23 protein-coding genes are annotated in these 25,233 nt (G+C 68.3%); 9 read left to right on the forward strand and 14 right to left on the reverse strand.

Annotated features, from left to right (window positions below):
• Window positions 1-142 precede the first annotated feature (142 nt).
• The 7 genes from AMYAL_RS0135005 to AMYAL_RS0135035 form a co-directional block, all read right to left on the reverse strand.
• Window positions 143-355: a hypothetical protein gene (locus AMYAL_RS0135005; RefSeq protein WP_020635962.1), complete on the reverse strand. Its 213-nt coding sequence runs from the start codon at window positions 353-355 to the stop codon at window positions 143-145.
• A gap of 135 nt (window positions 356-490) precedes the next feature.
• Window positions 491-1,345: a non-homologous end joining protein Ku gene (gene ku / locus AMYAL_RS0135010; protein ID WP_020635963.1), complete on the reverse strand. Its 855-nt coding sequence runs from the start codon at window positions 1,343-1,345 to the stop codon at window positions 491-493.
• A gap of 118 nt (window positions 1,346-1,463) precedes the next feature.
• The gene (locus AMYAL_RS0135015; RefSeq protein WP_020635964.1) at window positions 1,464-2,690 is read right to left on the reverse strand and encodes a styrene monooxygenase/indole monooxygenase family protein; all 1,227 of its coding nucleotides are present in this window, start codon (window positions 2,688-2,690) and stop codon (window positions 1,464-1,466) included.
• A gap of 24 nt (window positions 2,691-2,714) precedes the next feature.
• Window positions 2,715-3,332 carry a GTP-binding protein gene (locus AMYAL_RS0135020; protein ID WP_020635965.1) on the reverse strand — a complete coding sequence of 206 codons (618 nt, stop codon included), beginning with the start codon at window positions 3,330-3,332 and terminating at the stop codon, window positions 2,715-2,717.
• Window positions 3,307-3,690: a DUF742 domain-containing protein gene (locus AMYAL_RS0135025; RefSeq protein ID WP_020635966.1), complete on the reverse strand. Its 384-nt coding sequence runs from the start codon at window positions 3,688-3,690 to the stop codon at window positions 3,307-3,309. The genes AMYAL_RS0135020 and AMYAL_RS0135025 overlap by 26 nt, the downstream gene beginning before the upstream one ends.
• A 19-nt stretch (window positions 3,691-3,709) precedes the next feature.
• On the reverse strand, window positions 3,710-4,144 hold the full coding sequence (locus AMYAL_RS0135030) for a roadblock/LC7 domain-containing protein (protein WP_020635967.1): 435 nt from the start codon (window positions 4,142-4,144) through the stop codon (window positions 3,710-3,712).
• Window positions 4,141-5,364 (reverse strand): ATP-binding protein, encoded by a 1,224-nt coding sequence (locus AMYAL_RS0135035; protein ID WP_020635968.1) that lies wholly within the window; start codon window positions 5,362-5,364, stop codon window positions 4,141-4,143. Before AMYAL_RS0135035 ends, AMYAL_RS0135030 begins: the two co-directional genes overlap by 4 nt.
• Window positions 5,365-5,636: 272 nt before the next feature.
• Between AMYAL_RS0135035 and AMYAL_RS0135040 the strand changes: the two genes are divergently transcribed.
• The 4 genes from AMYAL_RS0135040 (at window position 5,637) to AMYAL_RS0135055 (ending at window position 11,649) form a co-directional block, all read left to right on the forward strand.
• A complete protein-coding gene (locus tag AMYAL_RS0135040; RefSeq protein ID WP_026467705.1) occupies window positions 5,637-6,284 on the forward strand; it encodes a TetR/AcrR family transcriptional regulator in 648 nt (215 codons plus the stop codon).
• A 31-nt stretch (window positions 6,285-6,315) separates the two neighbouring features.
• Window positions 6,316-8,049: an ABC transporter ATP-binding protein gene (locus tag AMYAL_RS0135045; protein WP_020635970.1), complete on the forward strand. Its 1,734-nt coding sequence runs from the start codon at window positions 6,316-6,318 to the stop codon at window positions 8,047-8,049.
• Window positions 8,049-10,082, forward strand: coding sequence for an ABC transporter ATP-binding protein (locus AMYAL_RS0135050; RefSeq protein ID WP_026467706.1), 2,034 nt, complete (start codon window positions 8,049-8,051; stop codon window positions 10,080-10,082). The genes AMYAL_RS0135045 and AMYAL_RS0135050 overlap by 1 nt, the downstream gene beginning before the upstream one ends.
• Window positions 10,083-10,194: 112 nt before the next feature.
• The gene (locus tag AMYAL_RS0135055) at window positions 10,195-11,649 is read left to right on the forward strand and encodes a DNA polymerase ligase N-terminal domain-containing protein (RefSeq protein WP_020635972.1); all 1,455 of its coding nucleotides are present in this window, start codon (window positions 10,195-10,197) and stop codon (window positions 11,647-11,649) included.
• Between the two features lies 1 nt (window position 11,650).
• Here the strand turns inward: AMYAL_RS0135055 and AMYAL_RS0135060 are convergent, their stop codons facing one another.
• The 3 genes from AMYAL_RS0135060 to AMYAL_RS0135070 form a co-directional block, all read right to left on the reverse strand.
• A complete protein-coding gene (locus AMYAL_RS0135060) occupies window positions 11,651-12,004 on the reverse strand; it encodes an STAS domain-containing protein (protein WP_020635973.1) in 354 nt (117 codons plus the stop codon).
• 75 nt (window positions 12,005-12,079) lie between these two features.
• Complete coding sequence (locus AMYAL_RS0135065) at window positions 12,080-13,588, reverse strand: CYTH and CHAD domain-containing protein (RefSeq protein WP_245193225.1); 1,509 nt, start codon at window positions 13,586-13,588, stop codon at window positions 12,080-12,082.
• A 70-nt stretch (window positions 13,589-13,658) separates the two neighbouring features.
• Window positions 13,659-14,516, reverse strand: a complete 858-nt coding sequence (locus AMYAL_RS0135070) for a helix-turn-helix domain-containing protein (RefSeq protein ID WP_026467708.1) — start codon at window positions 14,514-14,516, stop codon at window positions 13,659-13,661.
• Between the two features lie 393 nt (window positions 14,517-14,909).
• On the opposite strand from AMYAL_RS0135070, the gene AMYAL_RS0135075 reads away from it, so the two are divergent.
• Window positions 14,910-16,022, forward strand: a complete 1,113-nt coding sequence (locus tag AMYAL_RS0135075; protein ID WP_020635976.1) for an erythromycin esterase family protein — start codon at window positions 14,910-14,912, stop codon at window positions 16,020-16,022.
• Between the two features lie 173 nt (window positions 16,023-16,195).
• Here AMYAL_RS0135075 and AMYAL_RS0135080 read toward each other — a convergent pair whose 3' ends face one another.
• Window positions 16,196-19,162 (reverse strand): AfsR/SARP family transcriptional regulator, encoded by a 2,967-nt coding sequence (locus tag AMYAL_RS0135080; RefSeq protein WP_020635977.1) that lies wholly within the window; start codon window positions 19,160-19,162, stop codon window positions 16,196-16,198.
• 86 nt (window positions 19,163-19,248) lie between these two features.
• Entirely contained in the window at window positions 19,249-19,959 is a 711-nt protein-coding gene (locus tag AMYAL_RS0135085) for a DJ-1/PfpI family protein (protein ID WP_020635978.1), read from the reverse strand.
• Between the two features lie 98 nt (window positions 19,960-20,057).
• Here AMYAL_RS0135085 and AMYAL_RS0135090 point away from each other — a divergent pair, with 98 nt between their 5' ends.
• The 3 genes from AMYAL_RS0135090 to AMYAL_RS0135100 all read left to right on the forward strand — a co-directional run bounded on the left by AMYAL_RS0135090 (window position 20,058) and on the right by AMYAL_RS0135100 (window position 22,848).
• Window positions 20,058-21,035: a GlxA family transcriptional regulator gene (locus tag AMYAL_RS0135090; RefSeq protein WP_026467709.1), complete on the forward strand. Its 978-nt coding sequence runs from the start codon at window positions 20,058-20,060 to the stop codon at window positions 21,033-21,035.
• 41 nt (window positions 21,036-21,076) lie between these two features.
• Complete coding sequence (locus tag AMYAL_RS0135095; RefSeq protein WP_020635980.1) at window positions 21,077-22,501, forward strand: YibE/F family protein; 1,425 nt, start codon at window positions 21,077-21,079, stop codon at window positions 22,499-22,501.
• Between the two features lie 83 nt (window positions 22,502-22,584).
• Window positions 22,585-22,848: a hypothetical protein gene (locus AMYAL_RS0135100; protein WP_245193227.1), complete on the forward strand. Its 264-nt coding sequence runs from the start codon at window positions 22,585-22,587 to the stop codon at window positions 22,846-22,848.
• A 106-nt stretch (window positions 22,849-22,954) separates the two neighbouring features.
• Here the strand turns inward: AMYAL_RS0135100 and AMYAL_RS0135105 are convergent, their stop codons facing one another.
• On the reverse strand, window positions 22,955-23,611 hold the full coding sequence (locus AMYAL_RS0135105; protein ID WP_020635982.1) for a hypothetical protein: 657 nt from the start codon (window positions 23,609-23,611) through the stop codon (window positions 22,955-22,957).
• Window positions 23,611-24,219, reverse strand: a complete 609-nt coding sequence (locus tag AMYAL_RS0135110; RefSeq protein WP_020635983.1) for an MBL fold metallo-hydrolase — start codon at window positions 24,217-24,219, stop codon at window positions 23,611-23,613. The genes AMYAL_RS0135105 and AMYAL_RS0135110 overlap by 1 nt, the downstream gene beginning before the upstream one ends.
• A 156-nt stretch (window positions 24,220-24,375) precedes the next feature.
• On the opposite strand from AMYAL_RS0135110, the gene AMYAL_RS0135115 reads away from it, so the two are divergent.
• On the forward strand, window positions 24,376-25,233 hold the full coding sequence (locus AMYAL_RS0135115) for a peptidylprolyl isomerase (protein WP_020635984.1): 858 nt from the start codon (window positions 24,376-24,378) through the stop codon (window positions 25,231-25,233).

Consider the following 25,233-nt stretch of genomic DNA (forward strand, 5'->3'; position numbering starts at 1 on the left):
GCTCCGAGGGGGAGGGAGAGCCGGAGGACCCCCGTCATAGTTAACACATTCCCGGCCGCGATGTACACGGATGCATACACCTTCGAGTGGCAATCGGTCTCGATCACCCGAATCGGGCCGGGACTGGTGTATTGACCGCCGGTCAAGAAGCTCGCAGCAGCAGCTGGGCCGAAACCTCGGCGCACGAGCAGCCACCGTCGACGTCGAAGCAGTCGATCGTCAGCGTGTGCCGGGCGAAGTCGAAGTCGACGCAGCCGTCTTCGCTGCATTCGGTGAAACCACCCTCGAGGTGGACCACCAGGGTTCCGTGACAGTGGTCGAGCCCGCCGGCGCAGAGCGCGCACTCCATGGTCATGCCGCCTCCCGCGACCAGGTCGAAGTTCTCCTCGATTGCCTTACTACCACCGAGGGACGACAGATCCTGGCATACGCGCGGCGTGTCGCGAGACCCGGCCCGGTGACATCGGGCACAACTGTCCACAAAGGAGAGTCAGGCGCTCTTCGGGGTTCGCTTGCCGGAAGCGGGCTTCTTGGCGGCGGTGGCCTTCTTGGCCGTCGACGGCTTCCGGCTCTTCTTCGCCTCGCTCACGCTGGCCTGCAAGGCCTCCATGAGGTCGACGACGTCGGCTTTCGCGCCGACGGCCTTCGGTTTCGTCGTCTCGTTCCCCGCGGCCTTGGCCTCGATCATGGCCTCCAGCGCCTCGCGGTAGGAGTCGGTGTACTTCTCGTGCTCGAACACCGGTTCCGAGAGGGAGTCGATCAGCGAACCCGCCATCGTCAGTTCCTGCGGCCGCACCTGCGGCGGGTCCTCGTGCAGGAAGCCGAAGTCCGGGACGCGGACCTCGTCGGGCCACAGCATCGTCGTCATCATCAGGACGTCGCTGTGCACCCGCAGGATCGCGAGCGTCTCCCGCTGCCGGATGGCGACCTTCGCGATCGCCACGTGGCTCGCCTTCTCCAGCGCGTCACGCAGGACCACGTACGGCTTGACGGCGTTCTTCTGCGGTTCGAGGTAGTAGGTCTTGTCGAAGTGGATCGGGTCGATGGACTCCAGCGGCACGAACTCGAGCACGTCGATCGCCCGCGACGACGCCAGCGGCAGCTCGGACATGTCCTCGTCGGTGAGCACGACCATCTCGCCGTCGGGCAGTTCGTAGCCCTTGGCGATCTCGGCGTAGGGCACTTCTTCGCCGTCGATCGTGCAGAACCGCTTGTACTGGATGCGGCCGCCATCGGCCTCGTGCACCTGGCGCAGCGAGACGTTCTTGTTCTCGGTGGCCGCGTACAGCTGGATCGGAATGCTCACCAGCCCGAAGGACACCGAGCCCTTCCACATCGAACGCATCGAGCCGCACCTCCACCGCCGTCACCGACCGTACTCACGCTCGGTAACAACGGTAGCCCGAAAAGACGCAACGCGACAGTCCCGCGAACCCGGTCGCGGGACTGCCACGGCTCCCGAATCAGGCTTCGGCCAGGTACTTCTCCGCCTTCGCGGGATCGAAGAACCAGTGCTGGAAGTCGGTCGGATCGGAGAAACCGTTCGCGAACCGCGTCGCGACGGCGGGCTTCTCCCCCGCCGCGCCGATGATCTGGAGCACGTGCGGGGGCGGCGGCTGCAGCATCGCGTTGGTCCAGGTCGTCACGTGCTGGGCGTACTCCCAGTACTTGTCGAACGCCGCCGTCATCCACTCCTCGTCGAACGGCTTGTCGCCGCGTTCGAGGATCGAGTCCAGATAGGACGCCGCGCAGTGGCTCGCGTTGTTGGAGCCCTGGCCGGTGATCGGGTCGTTGGCGACCACGACGTCGGCCATGCCGAGCACCGCGGTCCCGGTCGGCAGCTTGCCGACCGCGCTCCGCACGACCGGGGTGTAGCCCCCCGCCAGCGTCGCCTTCTCGTCGGTCAGCACGGCGTTCCTCGAACGCTCGTACTCCCACGGGAGGAACTGCTTCATCAGCGAAAGGATCCTGTCGAGATGCTGCTGCGGCGACGGCCGGTCACCCCAGCAGTCGAGCGGGCCGCCGGGGACGCCCTCGAAGAAGAGGATGTCGCAGTTCCCGCTCAGCGTGTACGCGGGGATCATGAACAGCTCCCCCACGCCGGGGATGATGTTGAAGCGCACCGCGGCCTTGTCCGGATGCTCGGGCCGGGGTTCGAGGCCGTGCACGTACGCCAGCGAAAGCGCGCGCTGCGGCTCGGTGTACGGCGAGCGTTCCGGGATCCGGTCGAACAGCTGGACCAGCTCGCCCTTGCCCGCCGCGACGACGACCAGGTCGTACAGCTTCGCCAACGGCGCCAGATCCGAGGTGGTGACGCCGTGGATGACGACCTTGCCGCCACGGTCCTCCACCAGTTCCAGCCAGGCCGCCATCTTCACCCGCTGGTCCACCGACTGCGCGTAGTGCTCCAACGGCGCGAACCAGTCCAGCACCCGGCTGGAGTCAGGGCCCGCGATAGACACGCCGAGTCCCTCGACGCGGACGGTCTCGTCCTCCCACAGGTTCAGCTTGTGGTCCCGCTCGTGCTGCAGGGCGGAGTGGAACATGCACTGGGTCGACATCACCTTGCCGGACCGGATCTCGTCCGGCGTCCGCGCCGACATCACCGTGACGTCGTAGTCGTGGTTCAGCAGGCTCAAGGCCAGCTGCAATCCCGACTGCCCGGCACCGACGATCAGAACCTTGCGCATCCTCGACATTCCTCCCGGAACTGTTCAGCTGAGTGAAGCGAACTCTCGACCCGGTCCGGAGACCACCGCGAGGGACAGCGTGTGGGAAACCAGTTCCTGCAGCGTCGCGACCGCCGACTTCGGGTCGCGGGCGTCACAGGTGACCAGCGGGATGTCCGGGGACAACGCCAGCGCGTCGCGGACCTCGTCGAGGTCGTGCACCGGTGCCCCCTCGAACTGGTTGACCGCGACGATGAACGGCAGCTCGGAGTCGTTTTCGAAGTAGTTGATCGCGGCGAACGACTGGTCGATCCGGCTGGTGTCGACCAGCACCACGGCGCCGAGCGCGCCGCGCGAGAGGTCGTCCCAGAGGAACCAGAACCGGGCCTGGCCGGGGGTGCCGAACAGATACAGGAGCAGGTCTTCACGCAGGGTGATCCGGCCGAAGTCCATCGCGACCGTGGTGGTGGATTTGGTTCCGGGTGGCACCAGTTCGTCGACCCCGGCGCCTGCCTCGGTCATCCAGGCTTCGTTGCTCAGGGGCGGGACCTCGGAGACGGAGCCGACGAACGTCGTCTTGCCAACGCCGAATCCACCGGCGACCACGATCTTGGCGGAGATCGCCAGAAGATCGGCGTCAGACCGGGAGGCGCTTGAGTCCATCGAGGATCCTCTCGAGCACGTTCGTGTCGTGGTTGTAGGCGTGGGCCGTCGGGTGCACGAAGACGGCGCCCTGGGTGGCGAGGTCGCCGATGAGCACGCGGACCACGCCCAAAGGCAGATCCAGTCCCACCGAAAGCTCGGCGATCGACGCGCGTTCGCGGGCCCGCTCGTACAGCGAGCGCGATTCGGGCATCAGCGCCTCCGCCAGCGACGGGTCGTAGCGCGGAACCGAGATCAGGGTCTCCACCAGCAACAGCTGGCTGCTCTTGGTGCGGCCGCCGGTCAGCGCGTACGGCCGGATTCTGCGGCTGCGCATCTTGACCGGCCGGTCCGGAGATTGGTCGCTGGACACGGTCATCCCTTCCTTCTCCGGATTCTCAGGCCGGCGGCCGTCGGGCGGTCAGGACCTGCCGGAGTCCCGCTCGCACCTCGGGGGTGAGGGCGTGACCGGCGTTGGTGATGAACTGGGTCATCTCGTAGGCGACGACCTTCATGTCGCAGTCCGGTTCGGTGAGCACCGCGAGCCCGGCCTCGGAGCCGATCCCCATGAACAGGAAGTACCCGCGGGTGAGCCGGATGATGATCTGCTCGCAGTTGCCCTTGCCGAACAGCGCGGCGCTGTTGCCCGCGAGGCTGAGCAGGCCGCTCGCGATGGCGGCGAGCTGCTCGGCGTCGTCACTGGACACCGATTCCGACGCGGTCAAAGGGAAACCGTCGACGGACATGATCAGCGCGTGGCTGGCGCCGTGCACCTTGCGCACGAAGTCGTCGAGCAGCCACGTGAAATCCGTGGTCGCGTCCTGGGCGGTCACTGGGTGTTTCCTCCGGTCTCACGCTCGTGCCGGTCGTCGAGAGCGGCGCGCTCGCCGTCGGTGAAGGCATCGAGGTCGGCCAGCAGCGCCTCGTGCCCGTCCGCCGCGTCGGCGGACGGGGTCGGCGGGGCCGGTTCGTCGGGCAAAGTCCTGATACTGCGGGAAACCCGGCGCGGAAGACCGCTCGGCGTGGTGCCGCCGTCGGTGGGCGGCTGGAAGGCCGTGCGCGGACGCGGGCTGGGCTTGCGTTCCGGTTCCGGCTCCGTCGTGGCGGCCGGACGGCGCCGCGGCAGCCCGGACGGCGCCGCGACGGGGTTTCCCACGGGCGCTCCGTTGGTGATCCTGGCCTGTGGCAGCACCACGGTCTGCGAACCGGACCACTGCTTCTCGGCCAGTTCCGAGACCACCGGGACCGGCAGCAGCACGGTGGCGACCGTGCCGTGCGGGGTGCGGCGGTCGAGTTTGACGGTGATCTCGTGCCGGTCGGCGAGCCTGCCGACGACGGCGAGTCCCATATGCCGCACCGAATCGTCGTCGAGCACCGCACCGGCGGCCAGCCGCTCGTTCAGTGCCGCGAGACGGTCGGGTGGCATGCCGATGCCCTCGTCCTCGATGCGGATCAGCACACTCCCCTGTTCGGTGAGGTGCGCGCTGACACTGACCGGCGAACTCGGTGACGACTGGTTCGCCGCGTTGTCGAACAGTTCCGCGAGGATCCGGCTGACGTCCTCGGCGGCGAAACCGACGACGCCGAGCGAAACCACGCGGCCGATCGTGATCCGCGAGTAGTGGTCGATCGACGACATCGCGGCCCGCATCACGTCCAGCACGGACGAGATCCCGGCAGCCGTGTCGTCGGCGTCCCGGCCGGCGAGCACGCGCAGGTTCTCGGCGTTGCGCCGCAAGCGGGTCGCCAGGTGGTCGAGCCGGTAGAGCTCGGCGAGGCGGTCGGAGTTCTCCTCCCCCGCCTCCATCGTCTCCAGCTGCGCGAGCAACTGGTCGAGCAGATTGAGGTCGCGCAGCGCGACATTGGAACAGACACCGGCGAGCGCGCCTGCTTCCGGCGCCTCGACGGCAGGCCGTTGTTCCACCGCCGGTTCGGCGGGCGGAGCCGACGGATCGTGCCGGGGCGGTGCGGCGAGGAACTGCGCCGCGGCGACCCTGGAACGGTCCAGAAGAACCCGTGAGCGGTCAAGCAAGCCTCGAGCCCGCGTCACCATGTGCTTCCACTTCTTTCTCTTCGCCTACCCGGACCCGTGTCGCACTCTCCAGCACAACGACGGTCATGCAAGCAGAAGTCACTATCCGTGTCCACAGTCGGTTTCCGTCCAACCGCTGGTAGTGACGTATCCACCAAAGCGTTACGGCTGGTGAGCGGTGCTCACTAGGCCATTCGGCTCATCTTGAGTGTCCTGCGACACGGGGGATGTCCGAAAAGTGCGGAGTGCGCATTAATTTGCGGGGCACGCAACTTTTGCCTAACCTGTCGGTCGTGAGTCTCGACCCCGTCGCCCCTCTCGGACTGCGCGAACGCAAGAAGCGCGCGGCCCGTCGCGCCATGAGCGAGGCAGCGCTCAAACTCGCCATGGAGAAGGGGGTCGAGCAGGTCCGCGTCGAGGACATCGCCAACGCCGTCGGCGTCTCTCCGCGCACGTTCAACAACTACTTCTCCAGCAAGGAGGAAGCGATCTGCTCGTTCATCGTCGAACGGCAGGAACTCCTGCGGGAGGCGCTGCGCGAGCGACCTTCGGAAGAGACGCTGTGGGAGGCGGTCGGAACCGCCACGCTGGAGGCTTACGGCAGCTTGGGCGAGCCGAACCGCGGCTCGGTGGAGCTGGCGCGATCGCTGCTCCTGCACCCGTCGGTGCAAGGCGAGTTCCTCAAGGCGCACGCCAAGGTCGAGCAGGTACTGGCGGACGCCATCCTGGAACGCGCGGGGGCGGGCGCGGAAAACGCGTTGAACGCGCGGCTCATGGCGGCGATCGTGGAGTCCGCGGTGAAGACCGCGTTCTTCAGTTGGCTGATCAACGAGGGTTCCCGGCCGTTCCTCGAGACGCTCGGTGTCCTTCTGCGCGAGGCCGCGGCGGGAATCCCGTCGCTCACCCGCCCCGAACCGGTGAAGAAACCGAAGAAGCAGTAACACCCTACCCACCACTGGGGGAGTAACCGTTGTGCTGACGAAGCTGTTGCGCATTCATCTGCGCCCGTACCGGCGAGAACTGTGGCTGATCGTGCTGCTGCAGTTCGTCCAGACCCTCGCCGGGCTCTACCTGCCGACGCTGAACGCCGACATCATCGACCACGGCGTGGTCAAGGGCGACATGGACTACATCCTCGGCGTCGGCGGCGTCATGCTGCTGGTGTCGCTGGTGCAGATCGCCTGCTCGATCGGCGCCGTCTACTTCGGCGCCCGCACCGCGATGGCGGTCGGCCGTGACGTCCGCGGCGCGATCTTCCACCGGGTCCAGGACTTCTCCGCCCGCGAAGTCGGCCAGTTCGGCACGCCGTCGCTGATCACCCGCACCACCAACGACGTCCAGCAGGTGCAGATGCTGACGTTGATGTCGTTCACCCTGATGGTGTCCGCGCCGATCATGTGCTTCGGCGGCATCGTCATGGCGCTGAACCAGGACGTCACCCTGTCGTGGCTGCTCGTGGTCGTGGTGCCGATCCTCGGCGTCTCGGTCGGGATCATCATCGCGAAGATGCGGCCGGCGTTCCGGCTGATGCAGGAGCGCATCGACAAGATCAACCAGATCCTGCGTGAGCAGATCATGGGCATCCGCGTGATCCGGGCCTTCGTCAAGGACGATCACGAGCGGCGGCGGTTCACCAAGGCGAACACCGAACTGCTGGACGTCTCCCTGATCGTCGGCAGGCTCATGGCGCTGATGTTCCCCATCGTCATGCTCGTGATGAACGCCTCCAGCGTCGCCGTGCTGTGGTTCGGCGGGCTGCGCATCGACGACGGCAGCATGCAGATCGGCGCGCTCACCGCGTTCCTGTCCTATCTGATGCAGATCCTGATGGCGGTCATGATGGCCACCTTCATGTTCATGATGGTGCCGCGCGCCGAGGTCAGCGCCGAGCGCATCACCGAGGTGCTCGACACGCACACCAGCGTCGTCCTTCCGTCGAACCCGGTCAGCCCCGGTGAAGTGCACGGACGACTCGAACTGTCCGATGTGGAGTTCCGCTACCCCGGCGCGGAGAAGCCGGTGCTGCAGGAGATCTCACTGCTGGCCATGCCCGGCGAGACGACCGCGATCATCGGCAGCACGGGCAGCGGGAAGACCACCCTGCTCAACCTGATCCCCCGGCTGATGGACGCCACCGACGGCTCGGTGCGCGTCGATGACGTCGACGTCCGGGAGCTGGATCCGACCGTCCTGTCCGACGCCGTCGGGCTGGTGCCGCAGAAGCCGTACCTGTTCGCCGGGACGGTCGCGAGCAACCTGCGCTACGGCAAGTCCGACGCCACCGACGAGGAACTGTGGCACGCGCTGGAAGTGGCGCAGGGCAAGGACTTCGTCGAGCGGATGCCCGAGGGGCTGGACTCCACCATCGCCCAGGGCGGGACCAACGTCTCGGGAGGCCAGCGGCAGCGGCTCGCGATCGCTCGGATGCTGGTGCGGCGCCCCGAGATCTACCTGTTCGACGACTCTTTCTCCGCACTCGACTACGCGACCGACGCAGCGTTGCGGCGCGCGCTGGTGGCCGAGACCGCCGAGGCGACCGTGGTCATCGTCGCGCAGCGGGTCAGCACGATCCGCCACGCCGACCGCATCATCGTGCTCGACGAGGGCCGCGTCGTCGGCAACGGAACGCACACCGAACTCATGGACCGCAACGAAACCTATCGGGAGATCGTGCTGTCCCAGCTGACCGAGCAGGAGGCCGCCTGATGAGCGCGCCCGAATCCACGGCATCCACCGCAGAAACCACGAATGCCCCGGCCAAACCGATGGGTGAGCGCGCGAGCGCGGCACGGGGACCAGGCCCCGGCGGAGGCGGTTTCGGCCGCGGTCCCGGCGCCTTCATGGGCGGACAGCCCGCCGAAAAGGCCTTGGACTTCAAAGGGTCGCTGAAGCGTCTGCTGGGCCTGCTGAAGCCGCAGCGCGCCATGTTGTACGGCATCCTGCTCTTCGGCATCGCCAGTGTCACGCTGAGTGTCATCGGCCCGAAGATCCTCGGCATGGCGACGGACCTGATCTTCGCGGGCGTCGTCGCGAAGGACATGCCACCGGGGGTGAGCAAGGAAGCGGTCATCGCCGGGCTGCGGGCGGAAGGCAACACCACGCTCGCCGACCTGTACTCGGGGATCGACTTCGTACCCGGCCAGCGCATCGACATCGACGCTGTCGGCCAGGTCCTGATGTGGGTGCTGCTGCTCTACATCGTGGCGTCGTTCTTCGCGCTGCTGCAGTCTCGGCTGACCACGAACCTGGTCCAGCGGGCGGTGTTCGAACTGCGGGAGCGGATCGAGGAGAAGTTCGCCAAGCTCCCGCTGAGCTACTTCGACCGCCAGCCGCGCGGCGAGGTGCTGAGCCGGGCCACCAACGACATCGACAACCTCGCGCTGTCCCTTCAGCAGACGCTCGCCCAGATCGTGTCGTCACTGCTGATGGTCATCGGCGTGCTCGTGATGATGTTCGTCATCTCGCCGGTGCTCGCGCTGGTCGCGCTGCTTTCGGTGCCGGCTTCGGTGTTCGTCGCGGCCAAGATCGGCAAGAAGGCGCAGCCGCAGTTCATCAAGCAGTGGTCCACCACCGGGCGGCTCAACGCGCATATCGAGGAGATGTACACCGGACACTCGCTGGTCAAGGTGTTCGGCCGCCGTGAGGAGGCCCAGGAGGTCTTCCGGGAGCACAACGACACGCTCTACGGCGCGAGCTTCAAGGCGCAGTTCATCTCGGGCACCATCCAGCCCGCGATGATGTTCATCGGCAACCTGAGCTACGTGCTGGTGGCCGTGATCGGCGCGCTGCGAGTGGCGTCCGGGACGCTGACGCTCGGTGAGGTCCAGGCGTTCATCCAGTACTCGCGGCAGTTCAGCCAGCCGGTCACGCAGATCGCCAGCATGGCGAACCTGCTGCAGTCCGGGATCGCGTCCGCGGAGCGGGTCTTCGCGTTGCTCGACGCGGACGAGCAGGAGCCCGAGCCCGCCGAACCCGCACGGGTGGCGGCCCCTCGTGGCCAGGTCGAGTTCGAGCACGTGTCGTTCCGGTACGTCGAGGACACGCCGCTCATCGAGGATCTGTCGCTGACCGTCGATCCAGGGCATACCGTGGCGATCGTCGGCCCGACCGGCGCGGGGAAGACCACGCTGGTCAATCTGCTCATGCGGTTCTACGAACTCGACGGTGGCCGGATCACCCTCGACGGCGTCGACATCGCCGAGATGGACCGTGAGGACCTGCGGGCGAAGACCGGCATGGTGCTGCAGGACGCGTGGCTGTTCGGCGGCACGATCGCGGAGAACATCGCCTACGGTTCCGAGAGCGCCACGCAGGAGGAGATCGTCGCGGCGGCCAAGGCGACCCACGTCGACCGGTTCGTCCGTACGCTGCCCGACGGCTACGACACGGTGATCGACGACGAGGGCGGCACGGTCAGCGCCGGCGAGAAACAGCTGATCACCGTCGCGAGGGCGTTCCTGGCGAAACCCGCGATCCTCATCCTCGACGAGGCCACCAGTTCGGTCGACACCCGGACCGAGGTGCTGATCCAGCGGGCGATGAATTCGCTGCGCGAGGGACGGACGAGTTTTGTCATCGCGCACCGGTTGTCCACCATTCGGGACGCGGACGTCATCCTCGTGATGGAAAACGGCTCGATCGTCGAACAGGGCGACCACGAAACGCTGCTGCTCACCGGAGGTGCGTACTCGCGGCTCTACGCGGCCCAGTTCGCCGAGGCGCTGGCCGAAACCGACTGAACCGCATCGGAGCGAAGGCCCCTTTCCTGCTTTTCACTGTAGGAAAGGGGCCTTTCGGCACCCGTACCGACCGTGAACGGCGCTAGGCTTGCGTGAACGGATCCGGAGAGGGGTGCGCTGGCCGACCATGGCGGAGAAACTCGGCGAATACCGCCGTAAGCGCAGACCGGGGCGGACTCCGGAACCGCTTCCGGATCGCGACGGGGAGACCGGGGCGGACGATCTCTTCGTCATCCAGGAACACCACGCGAGCAGCCTGCACTGGGACGTCCGCCTCGAACGGGACGGTGTGCTGGTCTCCTGGGCCGTGCCGAAGGGCCTGCCGATGTCACCGGACCTCGAACGGCTCGCCGTGCACACCGAGGACCATCCGCTGGAATACCTCACCTTCGAAGGCGAAATACCCGCCGGCGAATACGGCGGTGGCACCATGACGATCTGGGACACCGGCCGGTACGAAACGCTGCACTTCAACGACCACAAGGTCGAGGTCGTCTTCCACGGGAAACGGGCGCGCGGGAAATACCTGTTCCTCAATGTGAAGAAGGACGGCAACGATCGCGGCTGGCTGCTGAAACGGCTCGACCCCGCCGAACCGGGACGCGTGGAACTCCCCTCATTCCTCGCCCCGATGCTGTCCAAACCGGGGCGGCTCCCCTCGACCGGCGAAGACGCGGAATGGGCTTACGAATTCGACTGGTCCGGGCGCCGCACCCTGATCCGCGTTTCCGGGGGCCGGATCACCGCTTACGACGATTCGGGCGACGACGTCACCGGGCTGTACCCCGAGTTCCGCGGTCTGGGCGAGCAGCTCGGTGCCACGGAAGCCTTTCTCGACGGGGAAATCGTCGTCTTCGACGGCGGGAGGCCGAGTCCGGAGGGGCTCGGGCACCGCGCACGGGCGACGAAGAGTTCCGCGAAACGGCTCATCTCGCGGTATCCGGCGTTCTACCTGGTCAACGATCTCCTGCATCTGGACGGCCGTCCCTGCGTCGAGTCGCCCTATGTCGACCGGCGGGCGCTCCTCGACACGCTCGACCTCGCCGGTCCGCACTGGCAGGTCCCCCGGTTCTACCTCGGGGACGGCGGCGCGGTCGCGCGAGCGGCCAGGGAACACGGGCTCGCCGGTGTGATCGCCAAACGGGCAGGCTCCGGGTACCACCCTGGAAGGCGTACCGGGGAATGGCTTTCCATCACCGGGGCCAGGGTCCAGCAAGTGGTGCTCGGCGGCTGGCGGCCGGGCGGTGGCAGCCGGGCGGGCACGTTCAGTTCGCTGCTGCTCGGTGTCCCGCACGAGAACGGGTTGCGGTACATCGGAAACGTCGGTGTCGGCTTCGCCGCCGACGAACTGGAAGCGCTGTCCCAGCGGCTGTTCCGCTTGGAACGCAAGACTTCCCCGTTCGACTCCGTCCCGGACAAACAGGCACGGGACGCGCACTGGTCGCGGCCCACCATCGTCGGCGAGGTCGTCTTCGGCGACTGGACCGACGCGGGCTGCCTGCGCAACCCGCGCTGGCGTGGCCTGCTGCCGGACGTCACCGCCGACGAGGTCGAACTCGACGGCTGACCTAGAGCCGCACGTCCTCGACGTCCCGACGCACGTCGAGACCGGCTCCGACCCCGCTGACGTCCAGAATCCGTGACACCAAAGCGGTTTTCACGATCACCGAGAACCGGGGCGCCGCGGCGTTGGCCTCCTCGAGGGCGTGCAATCCGGCGCAACTGAGGAAACCTACGCCGGAAAGGTCGAGGATCACTTGCTTTTCCGTGACACACGCACCGGTCAGCTCGGTGCGGAACCGCCCGATGGTGGCCGCGTCGATCTCCCCCACGGCGGTGAGGACGAGGACGCCGTCTTCGCGGCGGCTGGGGGTCACGGCCAGGGGCGGCGGTTCGCCGGGTACGCGCTGGCCAGGCAACATTGGGGGCGCCTCTCTCCAGACCACCAAGTCCCCTCGACGGTACTCACCAGCGGCGAGAGGTCAACCCGGCCTACCTCATTTGAGCCATTTCGGACGAGAACCTTTGCTTACCCGTTGCCATTCCCCGGCGAAGCGCCGGTGCGCGGCCTCGGCGGCGGCGACGGAGCGCCCGTGCAGGAGACCGTAGGTGAAAGCGTTTTCGGCCTCGGCGTAGGCGCGGAGACCGAGAAGGCGCAAGACCTCACGGGTGACCACGACGTCGTGATGCGTACCGAGGGTGGTCTGCACCGCCTTGACGTTCTTTCGCCATTTTCGAAGCTTCTTGCCGGTCACCGGCCTGACCGCGTCCGCGGCGTACCGGGCACGCTTCGCCTTCTTGCGCACCTCGTGCAACGCGGCGTCCAGCTCCGCTCCGGGCTCCAGCTCACTCGCCACCGCGACTGCCTTGCGCAGCTTCCGGTCCGAACGCGCGACCGCCTTGCGCAGTTCCTCCTTGCCGTCCTTGATCTTCCGCGGTTTGGCGACAAGCTTTTCCAGTGATCGCAACAGGTCCGTGTACCGCTTGCTGTCGAGCGCCCGGACCGCCCGCGCCTTGGCGTCTTCGGCCTCGCGCGCTAAGTGCCGCGTCATCAGCTGCCCGACGTTGCCCAGCACCAGTTCGGCCGGAAGCGCCCCGACCTCGGCGTGCAGCCGAGCGGCCATCACTTCGTTGTCCCTCGCGGGCCCGAGCTCGCCGCCGAGCCAGCGGAGTTCGGCGGCGAGCTCGTCCGCGACGTCGGCGTCGAAAGAGCGACGGAAAGTTCTCAAGCCGCTTCGCAGCCGCCTGCTCGCGACCCGCATCTGGTGCACCGCGTCCTCGACGTCCCGGCGGACCCCGATGTCGTTGCGGCGCAGCACGGCGAGCTGCTCCGCGAAGTGGTCCGCCAGTACCGAGCCGGACGCTCCCCTGGCCGACGGCACGAGCTCATCGGTCAGCCGCCGGAGCTTCGACGGCCACCTCGACCGCTCCGCGCCCGCCTTCACGACGGCCCGGTCCAGGCTGTCGAGCACTTCGGGATCGGTGCCGGGCGAAAGTTCGATCTCGATCTCCCGCCAGCGGTCGAGGTGCGCTTTCTCCCCGCCCGCCTCGCCGGTGACGACGTCGTCGGTCAGTGTCGCGACCTCGTTCCCCTTCGCGTCGAGCAGGGCATACGACGTGCGTTCGGTGCGCAGGTGCGCGGCCTGGACGAGTTCGGCGCCGAGCGTATGTGCCCGGACCAACCTCGCCAGCGCGCCGGGCACCTTGTCCGGCTTGCCCGACAGCGGGAGGCGGAGTTCCTCGCGCTTGTCCGCACTGACCGGGAGTTTGAGATGCCAGCCTTCGTCGCTTCCGCCAAGCCGTCGCCGTAGCGTGATGCCCGCCTGCGCGAGCCGGAAGTCCGCGGTGTCGAAGTACGTGGCGTCGAGGACGTCGACCCGCGGATCGGCTTGGTTCGTCACGGGACCGGCCGGGACCAGCGGCGGGATCGGCCTGTCCGCCGCCAGGTCGTACTTCCGCTCGATCTCCGCCTCGGCGACCGGGACACCGTCCTGCGTCTTCGTCACCACGTCCTCCTTCTCCTCGGCTACCCGGAACGACTGCCCCGTGAAGCGGCTGCGGGAAACCCCATCGGGGTCACTCGTCCATCCGGTCGTACCGGTCCGCCCATTCGGCGAGTGTCTGACGCGATCTCTCCTCGGTCAGGGTATCGCTTTCGAGCCGGGCGACGAGCGAATAATACGCCTCGACCGCGACCCGATCGTCGATGAACACTCCGGCGGCATAGGAATCCGTGTACACCACCGCCGGATGCTCCGCGAATTCCATGATGGTGAAGGAATTCTCGATTGTTCTGCTCACTTCGTTGCTTTCGGGGACGATACGGATGGAGCAATAGGGCAGGTTCGCCGACAGGACGAGGTGGAGCAGCTGCTCGTGCATGACACGGGGACCGCCGATCACCGAACGCAACGCGCGCTCGTGGATGTGGAACCGGCACCGCGGCGGGCGGTCCCGGTGCAGCAGCCGCTGCCGGTCCAGCCGGGCGTTCACGACCTGGTCCAGCTGAGCCTGGTCACGGTTGCCGATCAGTTCGTAGGCGGTGCGGGCGTAGGGCTCGGTCTGCAGCAACCCCGGGAGCGTCAACGACTCGTAGCGCACGATGGTGTGCGCGAGATCCTCTTGGATGGCCAGGGATTTCATCGGATCGACGAGCTCGTCGAAGTACGGTCGCACCCAGTACAGGTCTCCGCCGGGCTGCGTCAGTTCCAGCAACAGGTCACGCTCGGGCTCCGCCTCGCCACAGCTCGCGAGATACAGCGCCGCGTCCACCACGGACAGCTCGCGCAGCCCCTGTTCCCACCTCGTGACCTTGCTCTGCAACCAGCCGTTACGGCGGCTGACGTCGGCTCCGCTGAAGTGCCTGCGCTGCCGGAACGCCTTCATGCGGTGGCCCAGTTCACGGGTCCGCGCCGTCGAATCCTTCTCAACCATGCGGGACAAAGTAGAGCGGAACCGCGGCCGCGCAGTGATTGCCACGCGGTAATTCACCTCAACTGCTGATAACTTGCGCTCGCGCATTCCCTCGAAACACTGCTTCGCGAGCGAAGCACCTTCGCACGCGAAGGGTACTTAAGTTTATAGCGGAAGAATGAAATGCGATCCACCATTCAGAAGTGCAATTATTGCGCCCCCGCGAGCCTCCTCACTGCGGGACTGTCCGTGAAGGCCTCCTTGAGGGACTCTGAGTCCCTCAAGGAGGCCTTCACGGACAGCGGAGGGCCACTCCCGGCGAGCGGTGACATGGGCTTTGAGGCTTTGGTGGGCGAAAAGCAGGTCAAAGCGCGCGAAGTTTCAACCGAGACATCAACGATACGCTTGAACCTCATGAGTCAAGACATCCGAGACTTCGTGACCCCCTCCTGCGACCTGCTGGGCCTGGGCGAACCGACACACGCGACGCCGGTGTTCGCCGAGGTCCGCAACGAGTTGTTCGCCCAGCTGGTCGACCGCGGCTTCCGCTCGATCGCGCTCGAAACCGATCGCGTGGCCGCGCTCGTCGCGAACGACTACGTCCTGCACGGCACCGGATCGCTCGACCTCGCGATGAGCGAAGGCTTCACACACGTCTTCGGCACCGTCGACGCGAACAGGCGCCTGATCGCCTGGATGCGCGAGTACAACCACCACCGCCCGCCCGCGGAACGACTCTCGTTCCACGGCTTCGACACCCAGACCGAGAACACCTCGGCGCCCAGCCCGCGGCGCTATCTCGAATACGCCCGCGACTTCCTGGAACTCGACGTGGACATCGCGGGCCCCGCCGGTGACGACGAGCGTTGGAGTCGCACGGAAGCGGTCATGGACGCGGCTTCGTCGGTCGGCGCCACGGCCGACGCCTATCGGCTGCGCGCGATCGCGGCCGAACTGCTCGCCGCGCTCCGTTCGCGGAAACCGGTCACGGACGCGTGGTCGCGGGCTGAGATCCACCTCATGGCGGGGATCGATCTGCTGCGCTACCACCGGCAATGCGCCGAACCCCTCGAACCGGGCGAGCGGTACATGCCACTGGTCGCGACCAGGGACGCCATCATGGCGCGAAATCTGCTGGACATCCGGGCCGCCGAAGCCTGCCGGGGCAGGACGCTGGTCTTCGCGCACAATCTCCATCTGCGCCGCCAGGCGAGCACGATGCACGTCGCCGGGACGGAAACCACCTGGTTCCCCGCCGGCGCGCTGGTGGCCCCGCTGCTCGGCGATCGCTACACCTTCGTCGTCACCAGCCTCGGCCGAAGCGAGGCCATAGCGCTTCAAGAGCCTGAGGCCGACACCTACGAAGGTTTCCTGCAGAAGCACGTCACCACGGCTTGGGGGCTGCTCACCGCCTCCGACGTCCCTCCGGCGGATGTCCGGACCGATCCCGTTCCGCGACAGGGCTACTTCCCGCTCGACCAAGGGATCCTCGACGACGCGGAGACGGTTCTGCACGTCCGCGGCTAGCCTTCGAACCGGGTGACGCCTCCTGCCCTCGGAAGGCGTCACCCGGTCACGAGCACGCGCCGCCACCCCCAGTCCCGCGTTCGGGACGGCGCGAAGTCCGCTCACATGAGCGAGAGTCAACACGCCGGTGCCATAACTTCGCCAAACGCGGCGGCCGGTGATCTCTCGCCGGGCTAGGCCTGCGTCGCCCCGAAGCGGATCTTCGTCAAGGCTTCACGAGCACGGTCACGCTGGCGTCCGCCACCGTCGACGGCGGAAAGGTCCTGGAGCGCCCGCAGTTCCCACACCGGGAATCCCAGCTCACGGAACAGTCCCGCGGCCGTGCGAAGCCCTTCGACGGCTTCGGTCGTGACGCCTTCGTCGGCCCGTAGACGCCCGAAGCTGAGCAAGGCGTATCCGCCGCCTCGGCGGTCACCGAGTTCGCGGAACGTGCTCATCGCGAGCCGCAGGTGCTCCGCCGCGCGGCCGTGCTCGCCCGCAAGCCGCAGGGATTCGCCGAAACTCCGATGCGTGTACGCGGCCGCGTGCCGGTGCCCGACGTACTCGAACAGCTCCAGTGACCGGGAGAGACAGATTTCGCTCTCCCCGGCGTCGCCTGCTTTCGCGTGGAGATCGCCGAGACTGCGGAGGACATGCGCCTCCCAGTGACGTTCACGCGAGCTCCGGGTGCCGGTCAACGCGCTCGCCAGCAGCTCGCCGGCCTCGTCCATCCGGCCGTGCCGCCGCAGGACGTCGGCGTACCGCTTGGCGGACCGGTCGTGCTGCCGCCCGTCCTCGCAATGCAGCGAAAGCAGCAGACTCGCCTCGAAGCATTCCTTCGCCCGCCCGGAGTCACCGAGATCGTCCCAGAGCGAGCCGAACTGCGCCGACGCCATCGCCTGACCGGCGAGGTCACCGCACTCCCGCAACAGGTCCAGGGCCTCCCGCAGCGCGTCGACCGCCGAGTGGGTCCGGCCGGAATCCGCGTCGACGTCGGCGAGCGCGACGAGCGCGGCCCCGGTCCCCCGCGGATCGCCCGAAGTACGGAATCGGCCCTCTGCCAGCGAGAAACACGTCCTCGCCCGCGCCAGATCCCCCGCGTCGGCGTGGGAATGGCCGAGCTTCAGCAGTTTCCCCGCCTCGGCGGGGACGTCGAGGCGATCACGCGCGATGCCGAACCCGAGCCAGGCCGGGGAACCGCCGTTCCGAGCGCCGACGAGATCGGTGTAGGCGTCGGCCAGCCGCGCGGTCAGCCCGGTCCAGCCGTGGCTTTTCGCGGTCCGGACGGCGAGCGCCAGGTTCACCTTCTCCGAGGCGCGCCAGCCGATCGGATCGGCCGCGACCCGGTCCGAGGCCGCCATCGGGACGCCAGCCAGCCGAGGTGGCGGATAATCGGCGCCGAGCGCGGCGGCAGCGTGTTCGGCCAAAGCCGCCGTGACCGTCAGCGCACGCTTGAGAGCTCCTGGGTCCTGCGGTTCCCGGAGCGCGAGCCTGGCCAGACCCGGCAGCCGGTACCGAGGGAAACCGGCCTGATCCGGCTCGGCGTGGAGCAGATGATCGTCCACCAGTTCGTCGAGCAGCTCGCCCGCCTCGCGGGACGAAACGCCCAGCAGGGCCGCCGCGAACCAGTCCGCGATCTCGGTCGCGCCGGGGAAAGTGAGCAACCGCAAGGAATTTCGCTGCCTCGGTGAAAGCTCGGCGAGGGCTTCGGCGAGCACGGGGCGAACGGCCAGGTCTCCGACGGCGAGTTCGTCAAGGCGCAGGCGCTCGTTCTCCAGGCGCGTCGCGAACTCGGCGACGCTCACTCTCGATCGCTGCAGCAGCTTCATCCCCGCGATCCGCACCGCCAGCGCGAGCCCGTCGCAGCAGGCCAGCACCCGCCGGACGGCGTCGGGTTCGGCCGACAACCGGCTCTCCCCGGCGATCGCGCCGAGCAGTGCCCGCGATTCCGCGCCGGGCAGCGCGCCGACCTCGACCGGCCTCGCCCCGGCGAGCCCGGCCAGCCGACGCCGCGTCGTGACGATCGTGGCGCAGCCGGGACCGCTCGGCAGCAGCGGCCGCACCTCCGCCTCGGACCGGCAGTTCTCGAGGATCACCAGCAGCCGCCGGTCCGCGGTATGGCGCTGCCACAACGAGATCAGCCCGGCACGGTCGGCGGGGAGTTCGGCTTCCGCCAGGCCGAGCGCACGGAGGAACGCGGCGAGCACGTCGCCACTCGCCCGCAGGTCGGCGACGAGCTGACCGTCCGGGAACCGCTTGCGCGCCCGCCACGCGGCTTGGACGGCCAGCGCGCTCTTGCCCGCTCCCGCCGCGCCGTGCAGCACGACCGGCGCGGAAGTCCGCAGTGCTCGTCCGACCTCCGCGAGTTCCCGTGCCCTGCCGGTGAAATCCGGCGTCGCCGGGGGAAGACCGCACGGCGGTCCCCCGGCCGACCAGCCGGTTCCGGCGATCCGGTGATGGATCGCGAGCAGGCTTTCCCCCGGTGAGACGCCGGCGTGCGCCCACAGCGCGTGGCGGCACCGGTCGAGCACGGCCAAGGCCGCGTCCCGCCGCCCGAGTCCTTGCAACGCCTCGGCCAGCCACCCGGCGAAGCGCTCGTCACCCGGCCGGGTGGCCAGTTCCGGTCCCAACCGCTCGGCGACCGCCTTGTGGTCACCGGCCGCCAGCTCCAGCTCCACGAGCTTGCCCAGTACCGAACACCGCTGGTCCTCGAGCCACAGCCGGTGCGCCTCCACCAGCGGACCGGCCGGAACGTCGGCGAACGCCCGGCCGCGCCACAACCCCAGCGCCCGTTCGAGCAGTGTCCTGCGCTCACCACCGGCCGCCGTCGCGGCCGCCGCGACCAGCTCGGAGAAGCCGGTGACGTCCAGCTCCCCTTCCGCAACCGTCAGCCGGTAGCCGCCCAGCCCGGACCGCAGCCGCTGCCGGACGTCGTCCGACGGCAATCCGGGTGACAACGCCTTGCGCAGCTTGGAAATCGCCATCTGCACGACCGCGGCGGCACTCGACGGCGGGTCCTGCGGCCAGAGTTCGTCCACCAGCGTGTCCCGGTGGACGAACTCGTTCGGCCGGGTCAGGAGCACCGCGAGCACCCGACGGGGCTGAGCCGCCGACGGGAGCTGGACCGAGGCCCCGAGCGGGCCGAGCACTGTGAACTCCACGAACCACCTATCACCTGGACGGATGCCCAGAATGTAACCCGGCGCAGTCCCCGTTTCGGCGGTTTCTCACCCGGATGGCCGTCCCCTCACCGTCCAGTGTGCGCGAGCAGCCTGTCCCTCAGGGCGGGTTCGCCCGCGAGCGCCTCGTTCAGGGAGTGCTCCAGTAACGGCTTGAGGTCCCCGTACGGCCGCTTCGACCAGTCCAGCGGGCCCTGCGGCGGCTCCGGGTCGTACTCGATGACGAACTGGATGGTCCGCGCGATCTCGGCGCCGACGAGCCGTTCGACCAGATGCAGCGCGAGGTCGATCCCCGCCGACACCCCGGCGGCGGTGATCACGTTCCCGTCCTCGACCCAGCGCTGGGCCACCGGCTCCGCCCCGAACGCGCCCAGCAGCTCGCGGAACATCCAGTGCGTCGTGGCCTTGCGGCCCTTCAGCAGTCCGGCCTCCCCCAGCAGCAGCGATCCCGTGCACACCGAGGTCACGAGTTCCGCGTTCGCCCCGGCGGTCCGCAGGTATCCGATCAGCTTCTCGTCGGCGAGTGCCTTCAGCGTGGGTTCGGCGCCACCCGGCACGAGCAGCGCGTACGGCGACGGGACTTCGTCGTAGGTGTGGGTCGCCACGAGCTTCAGCGGGTTGTCGGTGGTGACCGGGTCCTTCGTCTCGCCGACCACGACCGTCCGGTACTCCTGCGCCGTGCTCGCCATCCCGTCCAGCACGGTCAGCGGACCGACCATGTCGAGCGGGGTCATCCCCGGATACACCACGAACGCGATGATCTTCTTGTCGTCTGTCATGGGACAACGGTGTCGAAGAGACGCGGCCCCGACCGGCCGGATGTCCGGATTCCTGCGAACAACGTCCGTCGGCCGGGCGCTACTGCTAGCGTTCGATCATGCCGGGTTCACCCAGAAGAGTGTTGATCGTCGGCTACAGCAACGCCGAGATGCTCGACATCGCCGGTCCGGCGGACGTCCTGGACGCCGCGACGAAACTCGGCGGCAAGCCGGGCTACGAGATCATGCTCGCCAGCGTCGACGGCCGCGGCATCCGCTGCGAGTCCGGGCTGACGCTGCAGGCGCAGCACCGGCTCGATCAGGTGACCGGTGAACTGGACACGCTGATCGTCGCGGGCGGTACCGGGCACGAGGCGGCGGCCGCCGATCCGAGGGTCGTCTCCCACGTTCGCAGGCTCGCGCACCAGAGCCGTCGCGTCGCTTCGGTGTGCACCGGCGCCACCGTGCTCGCGGCGTGCGGGCTGCTCAACGGGCGTCGCGCCACCACCCACTGGAGGTTCGCCAACCGGCTCGCGACGAACTATCCGCAGGTGAACGTGGACCCGGTGCCGCTGTACGTGCGCGACGGCAACGTCTATACGGCGGCGGGTGTCACCAGCGGGATCGACCTCACCCTCGCGTTCGTCGAGGACGATCACGGCCCGAGTGTCGCCAGGGAGGTCGCCCGCATGCTGGTCACCTACCTGCAGCGGCCGGGCAATCAGGCGCAGGTGAGCATGTTCCTGTCCGGACCGCCGCCGGAGAACCGGCTGGTCCGCGACATCACCGCGTACGTCGCCGAGCACCTTGCGGGTGATCTCGGCACCGCCGTCCTCGCCGAACGGGCGGGGATCAGCACCCGGCAGCTGACGAGGCTGTTCGACGCGCACCTGAGCACCACGCCCAGCCGGTACGTACGGGCGGCGAGGACCGAGAACGCGGCGAAACTGTTGTGCGGCACCGAACTCCCGCTCACCTCGATCGCACGGCGATGCGGCTTCGGGTCGACCGAAACCCTGCGGCAAGCATTCCTCGACCACTTCGACACCCCGCCGTCGGCCTACCGCCGGGTCCACCTCAGGCAGGCATTCGGCTAGGCCGTGTGCAGCACGCGCCACGGACTGTGGAGGATGTGCGAGTGAACCGCCGCGACATCTCCGACGACGACACCGGCCCGATTCGCCGGGTAACGGACACCCCGTCCGATCGTTCGCCCGGAACGTCCCGTTCGCCGCGCCGGACCCCGCCGCCGGACGGCCCGCGACGCCCCCGGCCCCCGGCCCAGCGGCCGCGGCAGGCCGAACCGGGCAAGCGACGCGCGCCCGAGCCGAAACCGGAACCGAAGGCCGAGCCGGTCGGACACGGTCACGGGCACTCGCACGGGCACGGTCCGGCCGCGCCCGCGTCGCGCCGGGTCCGGCTGCTGCTGATGTGGCTCCTGATCCCCCTCGCCGTCGCGACCGTCGCCGGAATGATCCTGCTCTACCCGTGGGGCAAGGATCCAGCGAAAAGCGTGTTCCCCCAAGGAACCCCGGTGAGCGCCACGGTCACCGCGACGATCACCGGACCGTGTCTCGCCGAGGGCCAGGTCCAGGTCGGCGAGCCACCGCCGGACGCGAAACCCTGTCTCACCAGCGAAGTGACGATGACCGACGGTCCGGGGTCCGGAAAGCCGCTGAAGCTGACGCTCCCGATCGAGCCGAGCACGCCGCGGTTCGCCGCGGGCGACAAGGTGGTGCTGTCCTACAACGGCGGCGACGTCGCGAATCCCGCGTCGTTCCAGATCGTCGACTTCCAGCGTGGCACACCGTTGCTGCTGCTCGCCGGGCTCTTCGCGCTCGCGGTGATCGTGCTGGGCCGGTGGCAGGGACTCGCCGCGCTGATCGCGCTGGGGCTGAGCTTCCTGGTGCTGGCGCTGTTCGTGCTGCCGTCGATCCTCGCCGGGGAAAGCCCGATGCTGGTGGCGATCGCGGGCGCGGGCGCGATCATGTTCGTCGCGCTGTACCTGACGCACGGGCTGTCCGCGAGAACCTCGGTGGCGGTGCTGGGCACGTTGGTGAGCCTGGTCCTGATCGGCGTCCTGTCGGCGATCTTCTCGGCCGCGGCGTCGTTGACCGGGTTGGACGACAGCACCTCGCAGCTGATCGGCTCGCTCGGGCACGGCATCGACGCGCGCGGACTGCTGCTGGCTGGCGTCGTGATCGGCGCGCTCGGCGTGCTGGACGACGTCACGGTGACGCAGACGAGCGCCGTTTGGGAGCTGCGGCGGGCGAACCCGTCACTCGGCTGGCGTGAGCTCTACAACGCGGGCCTGCGGATCGGCCGTGACCACGTCGGCTCGGCGGTCAACACGCTCGTCATGGCGTACGCGGGCGCGGCGTTGCCGGTGCTGCTGTACACGTCGCTTTCCGGGGTCGGGCTCGGCTCGATCCTCGGCGCGGAGGACATCGCGCAGGAGATCGTGCGGACACTCGCCGGCAGCGTCGGCATCGTCGCGGCGGTCCCGGTCACCACCGTGCTGGCCGCGCTGATCGCCTCGCGGGAGCCTCAAGAGTCCCTGTAGTCACAGGCACCCCAAAGGGCGAGTCCCCCTCGCGATCACGGGCCGGAGTCGGGTACGAAGAGGCCGCACCCGAGGTTCGCCGCGTGATCGGAGGGGCCATGTTCGACGCCGTTTTCGCCGTCCCGAGACAGTTGACCGCCGTCGCGCGGCGCGTACTCGTCTCGACGCTCGAAGCCGTCGAGGCGGTCCCCAAGATCGCCGCCGCGCTCGACGACGTCCGGGCGACGCTCAAGCATTCCGAGCGGCTGGCGACCTTCGCGGCGGGCGAGCTGCCGGAGATCGTCTACCAGCTGGAGGAGATCAAGGCGCGGCTGGAGAAGCTGGAAACCTGCACCGACGTCTCATGATCGCCACTCACGGTGCGCCGGAGGTCCGTGAAGGACTCCTTGAGGGACTCTGAGTCCCTCAAGGAGTCCTTCACGGACCGGGCTTGAGACCGACCCTGGCTGGAGATCAGTCCAGCGTCGCCACGAAACGGCTGACCGCCTCCATCGTGAACCGCTGGATGTACTTCCCGGTGGGCGCCGCCGAAGCCAGCCGGTAGAGCGGCCGCTCCGCCGCCGCGTCTCCGCGTGCCTCCGATTTCAGCTGCGCCACCAGCAGTTCCGAGAACACCAGGCCGTTCGCGTCGGTGTTGTTCAGCAGCGCGTTCGCCAGCTTGCGCAGTTGCAGGATGCCGAGTTCGCGGCCGCCCGCGCCGGAGTACACGGCCAGGTCGACCTTCGCGACCTTGCGGCGTTTGCCCGCGTTGACCAGCAGGCTGACCGTCCGGGTGCCGCGCACGTCGCTGATCACCAGGTCGATCCGCTCGGCTGTGGTCAGTGCGATCCGCCGCACGCCCCAGGTCCGCACGATGAGCGTGTCGCCTTCGAGCCAGACTCGGCGACGCAGGTTGTAGAACATGATGTAGAGCAGCGGCAGCGCGATCACCCCGGCGACCACGAGCCCGACGATCTCACCGCCGATCAGCCCGGCGATCCCGCCGAAAGCGGCCGCGAAGATCACGACGCCGGCGACGCTGGAACAGCCGCGCCTGCGGCGGAGCTTGGGGTCGTCGTGGAACAGCGGGAGACGCTCGGGGGTCTCGGGCGTCCCGGTCGGCTCGGTCATCACACGCCCGTCCCGGCCAGGAACGGGTTGCCCGCGCGCTCTTGCCCGATCGTCGTGGCCGGGCCGTGCCCTGGCAGGACGACGGTGTCGTCGGGCAGCGTCATCACCTTGGCGCCCAAGGACCGCATGAGCTCGTCACCGTCGCCGGACGACCGGCCGATCGAACCGGCGAACAGGCTGTCCCCGGTGAGCACGATCCGGCCGCCCTCGGCGGAGGTCAGCCCGAAGACCACCGAACCGGCGGTGTGCCCCGGTGTGCGGGACACCGAGATCTCCAGTCCGGCCAGCCTGAGCGGGCCATCGACGAGTGACACGATCCCGTCCTTCCGTTCCCCGGCGCCCGGACCCAGGAGTGGCCGGTCCGCCTCGTGCAGATGAAGAGGTATTCCGTGGCGCGCGCCGACCTCGGCCGCCGAGGCGACGTGGTCCGGGTGCCCATGGGTGGCGAGCATCGCGACCGGCGTCAGGCGGTGTCCGGACAGCGCGGCCTCGAGCGGTTCGACGACGTCCTCGCCGGGATCGACGATCACGCACTCCCCGCCGTCGTCCGAGGCGAGGAGATAGCAGTTGGCTTCGAGGGGGCCTGCCGGAAAACCGACAACCAGCACGAAACGCCTCCTCAGTTCTTCCGCCGAACAGGTGACAGGATGGCCCTGATCACGATCAAGTAAGCCTAGCGGCCCCTGTACGGGGGTCTCACAGGCTGTGCCCATAGACTTCCGCTACCTCAGACGTGTGACATCGAGTGGAAACCGGGAGGGCGGGTGCCGACCAACCAGCAGCGCCGCGAAGCCGCGAAGCGCAAGCTCGAGCGACAGATCGTGCATCGGGCCGAAAAGGCCAAGCGGCGCAAGATCGTCGGCTCGGTGGCGGTCGTCGGCGTCGTCGCGATCGTGGCGGGCGCGGTGTGGTGGATCGTCAGCAGTAGCAGTGGTGACGACGCCGCCTCCGACGCTTCCCCGAGCTCGGCTCCTCCGACCCCGGAGGTCACCATCCCCACGGAGCGCACCCCGATGCCGAAGCGGCCGACGCCGCTGGCGAACCCGGTGACCTGCGATTACAAGGACGACACCACCAAGCCGGCGTCGAAGAAGGTGACCAAGCCGGAGGGCGGCGGCGTCTCATCCACCGGCACGGTGAACCTCGTGCTGAAGAGCACCGCGGGCGACATCCCGCTGACGCTGGACAAGGCGCTCGCCCCGTGCGCGGTCCAGAGCTTCATCAGCCTCTCGAAGCAGGGCTACTTCAACGACACCAAGTGCCACCGGCTCGGCACCACCGGCCTGCAGATGCTGCAGTGCGGTGACCCCGAGGCCAGCGGCATGGGCGGCCCCGGCTACACGATGCCGGACGAGGCGTTCAAGGAGATCAAGTACGGCCGCGGCATCCTCGCGATGGCGAAGACGCAGCAGCCGAACTCCGGTGGCAGCCAGTTCTTCATGGTGTACGGCGAGGCCGAACTGCCCGCGGAGTACTCGGTCTTCGGCAGCATCTCCGACGAGGGCCTGAAGGTGCTCGACAAGGTCGCCAAGGCGGGCGCCAACGCCCAGGCCGGCAACGGCGACGGGACCGGCCCGCCCAACACCGAGGTCAAGTTCACCGGCGTCACGGTCAGCCCCTGA

Source organism: Amycolatopsis alba DSM 44262 (genome assembly GCF_000384215.1).
GTDB classification, from domain to species: domain Bacteria; phylum Actinomycetota; class Actinomycetes; order Mycobacteriales; family Pseudonocardiaceae; genus Amycolatopsis; species Amycolatopsis alba.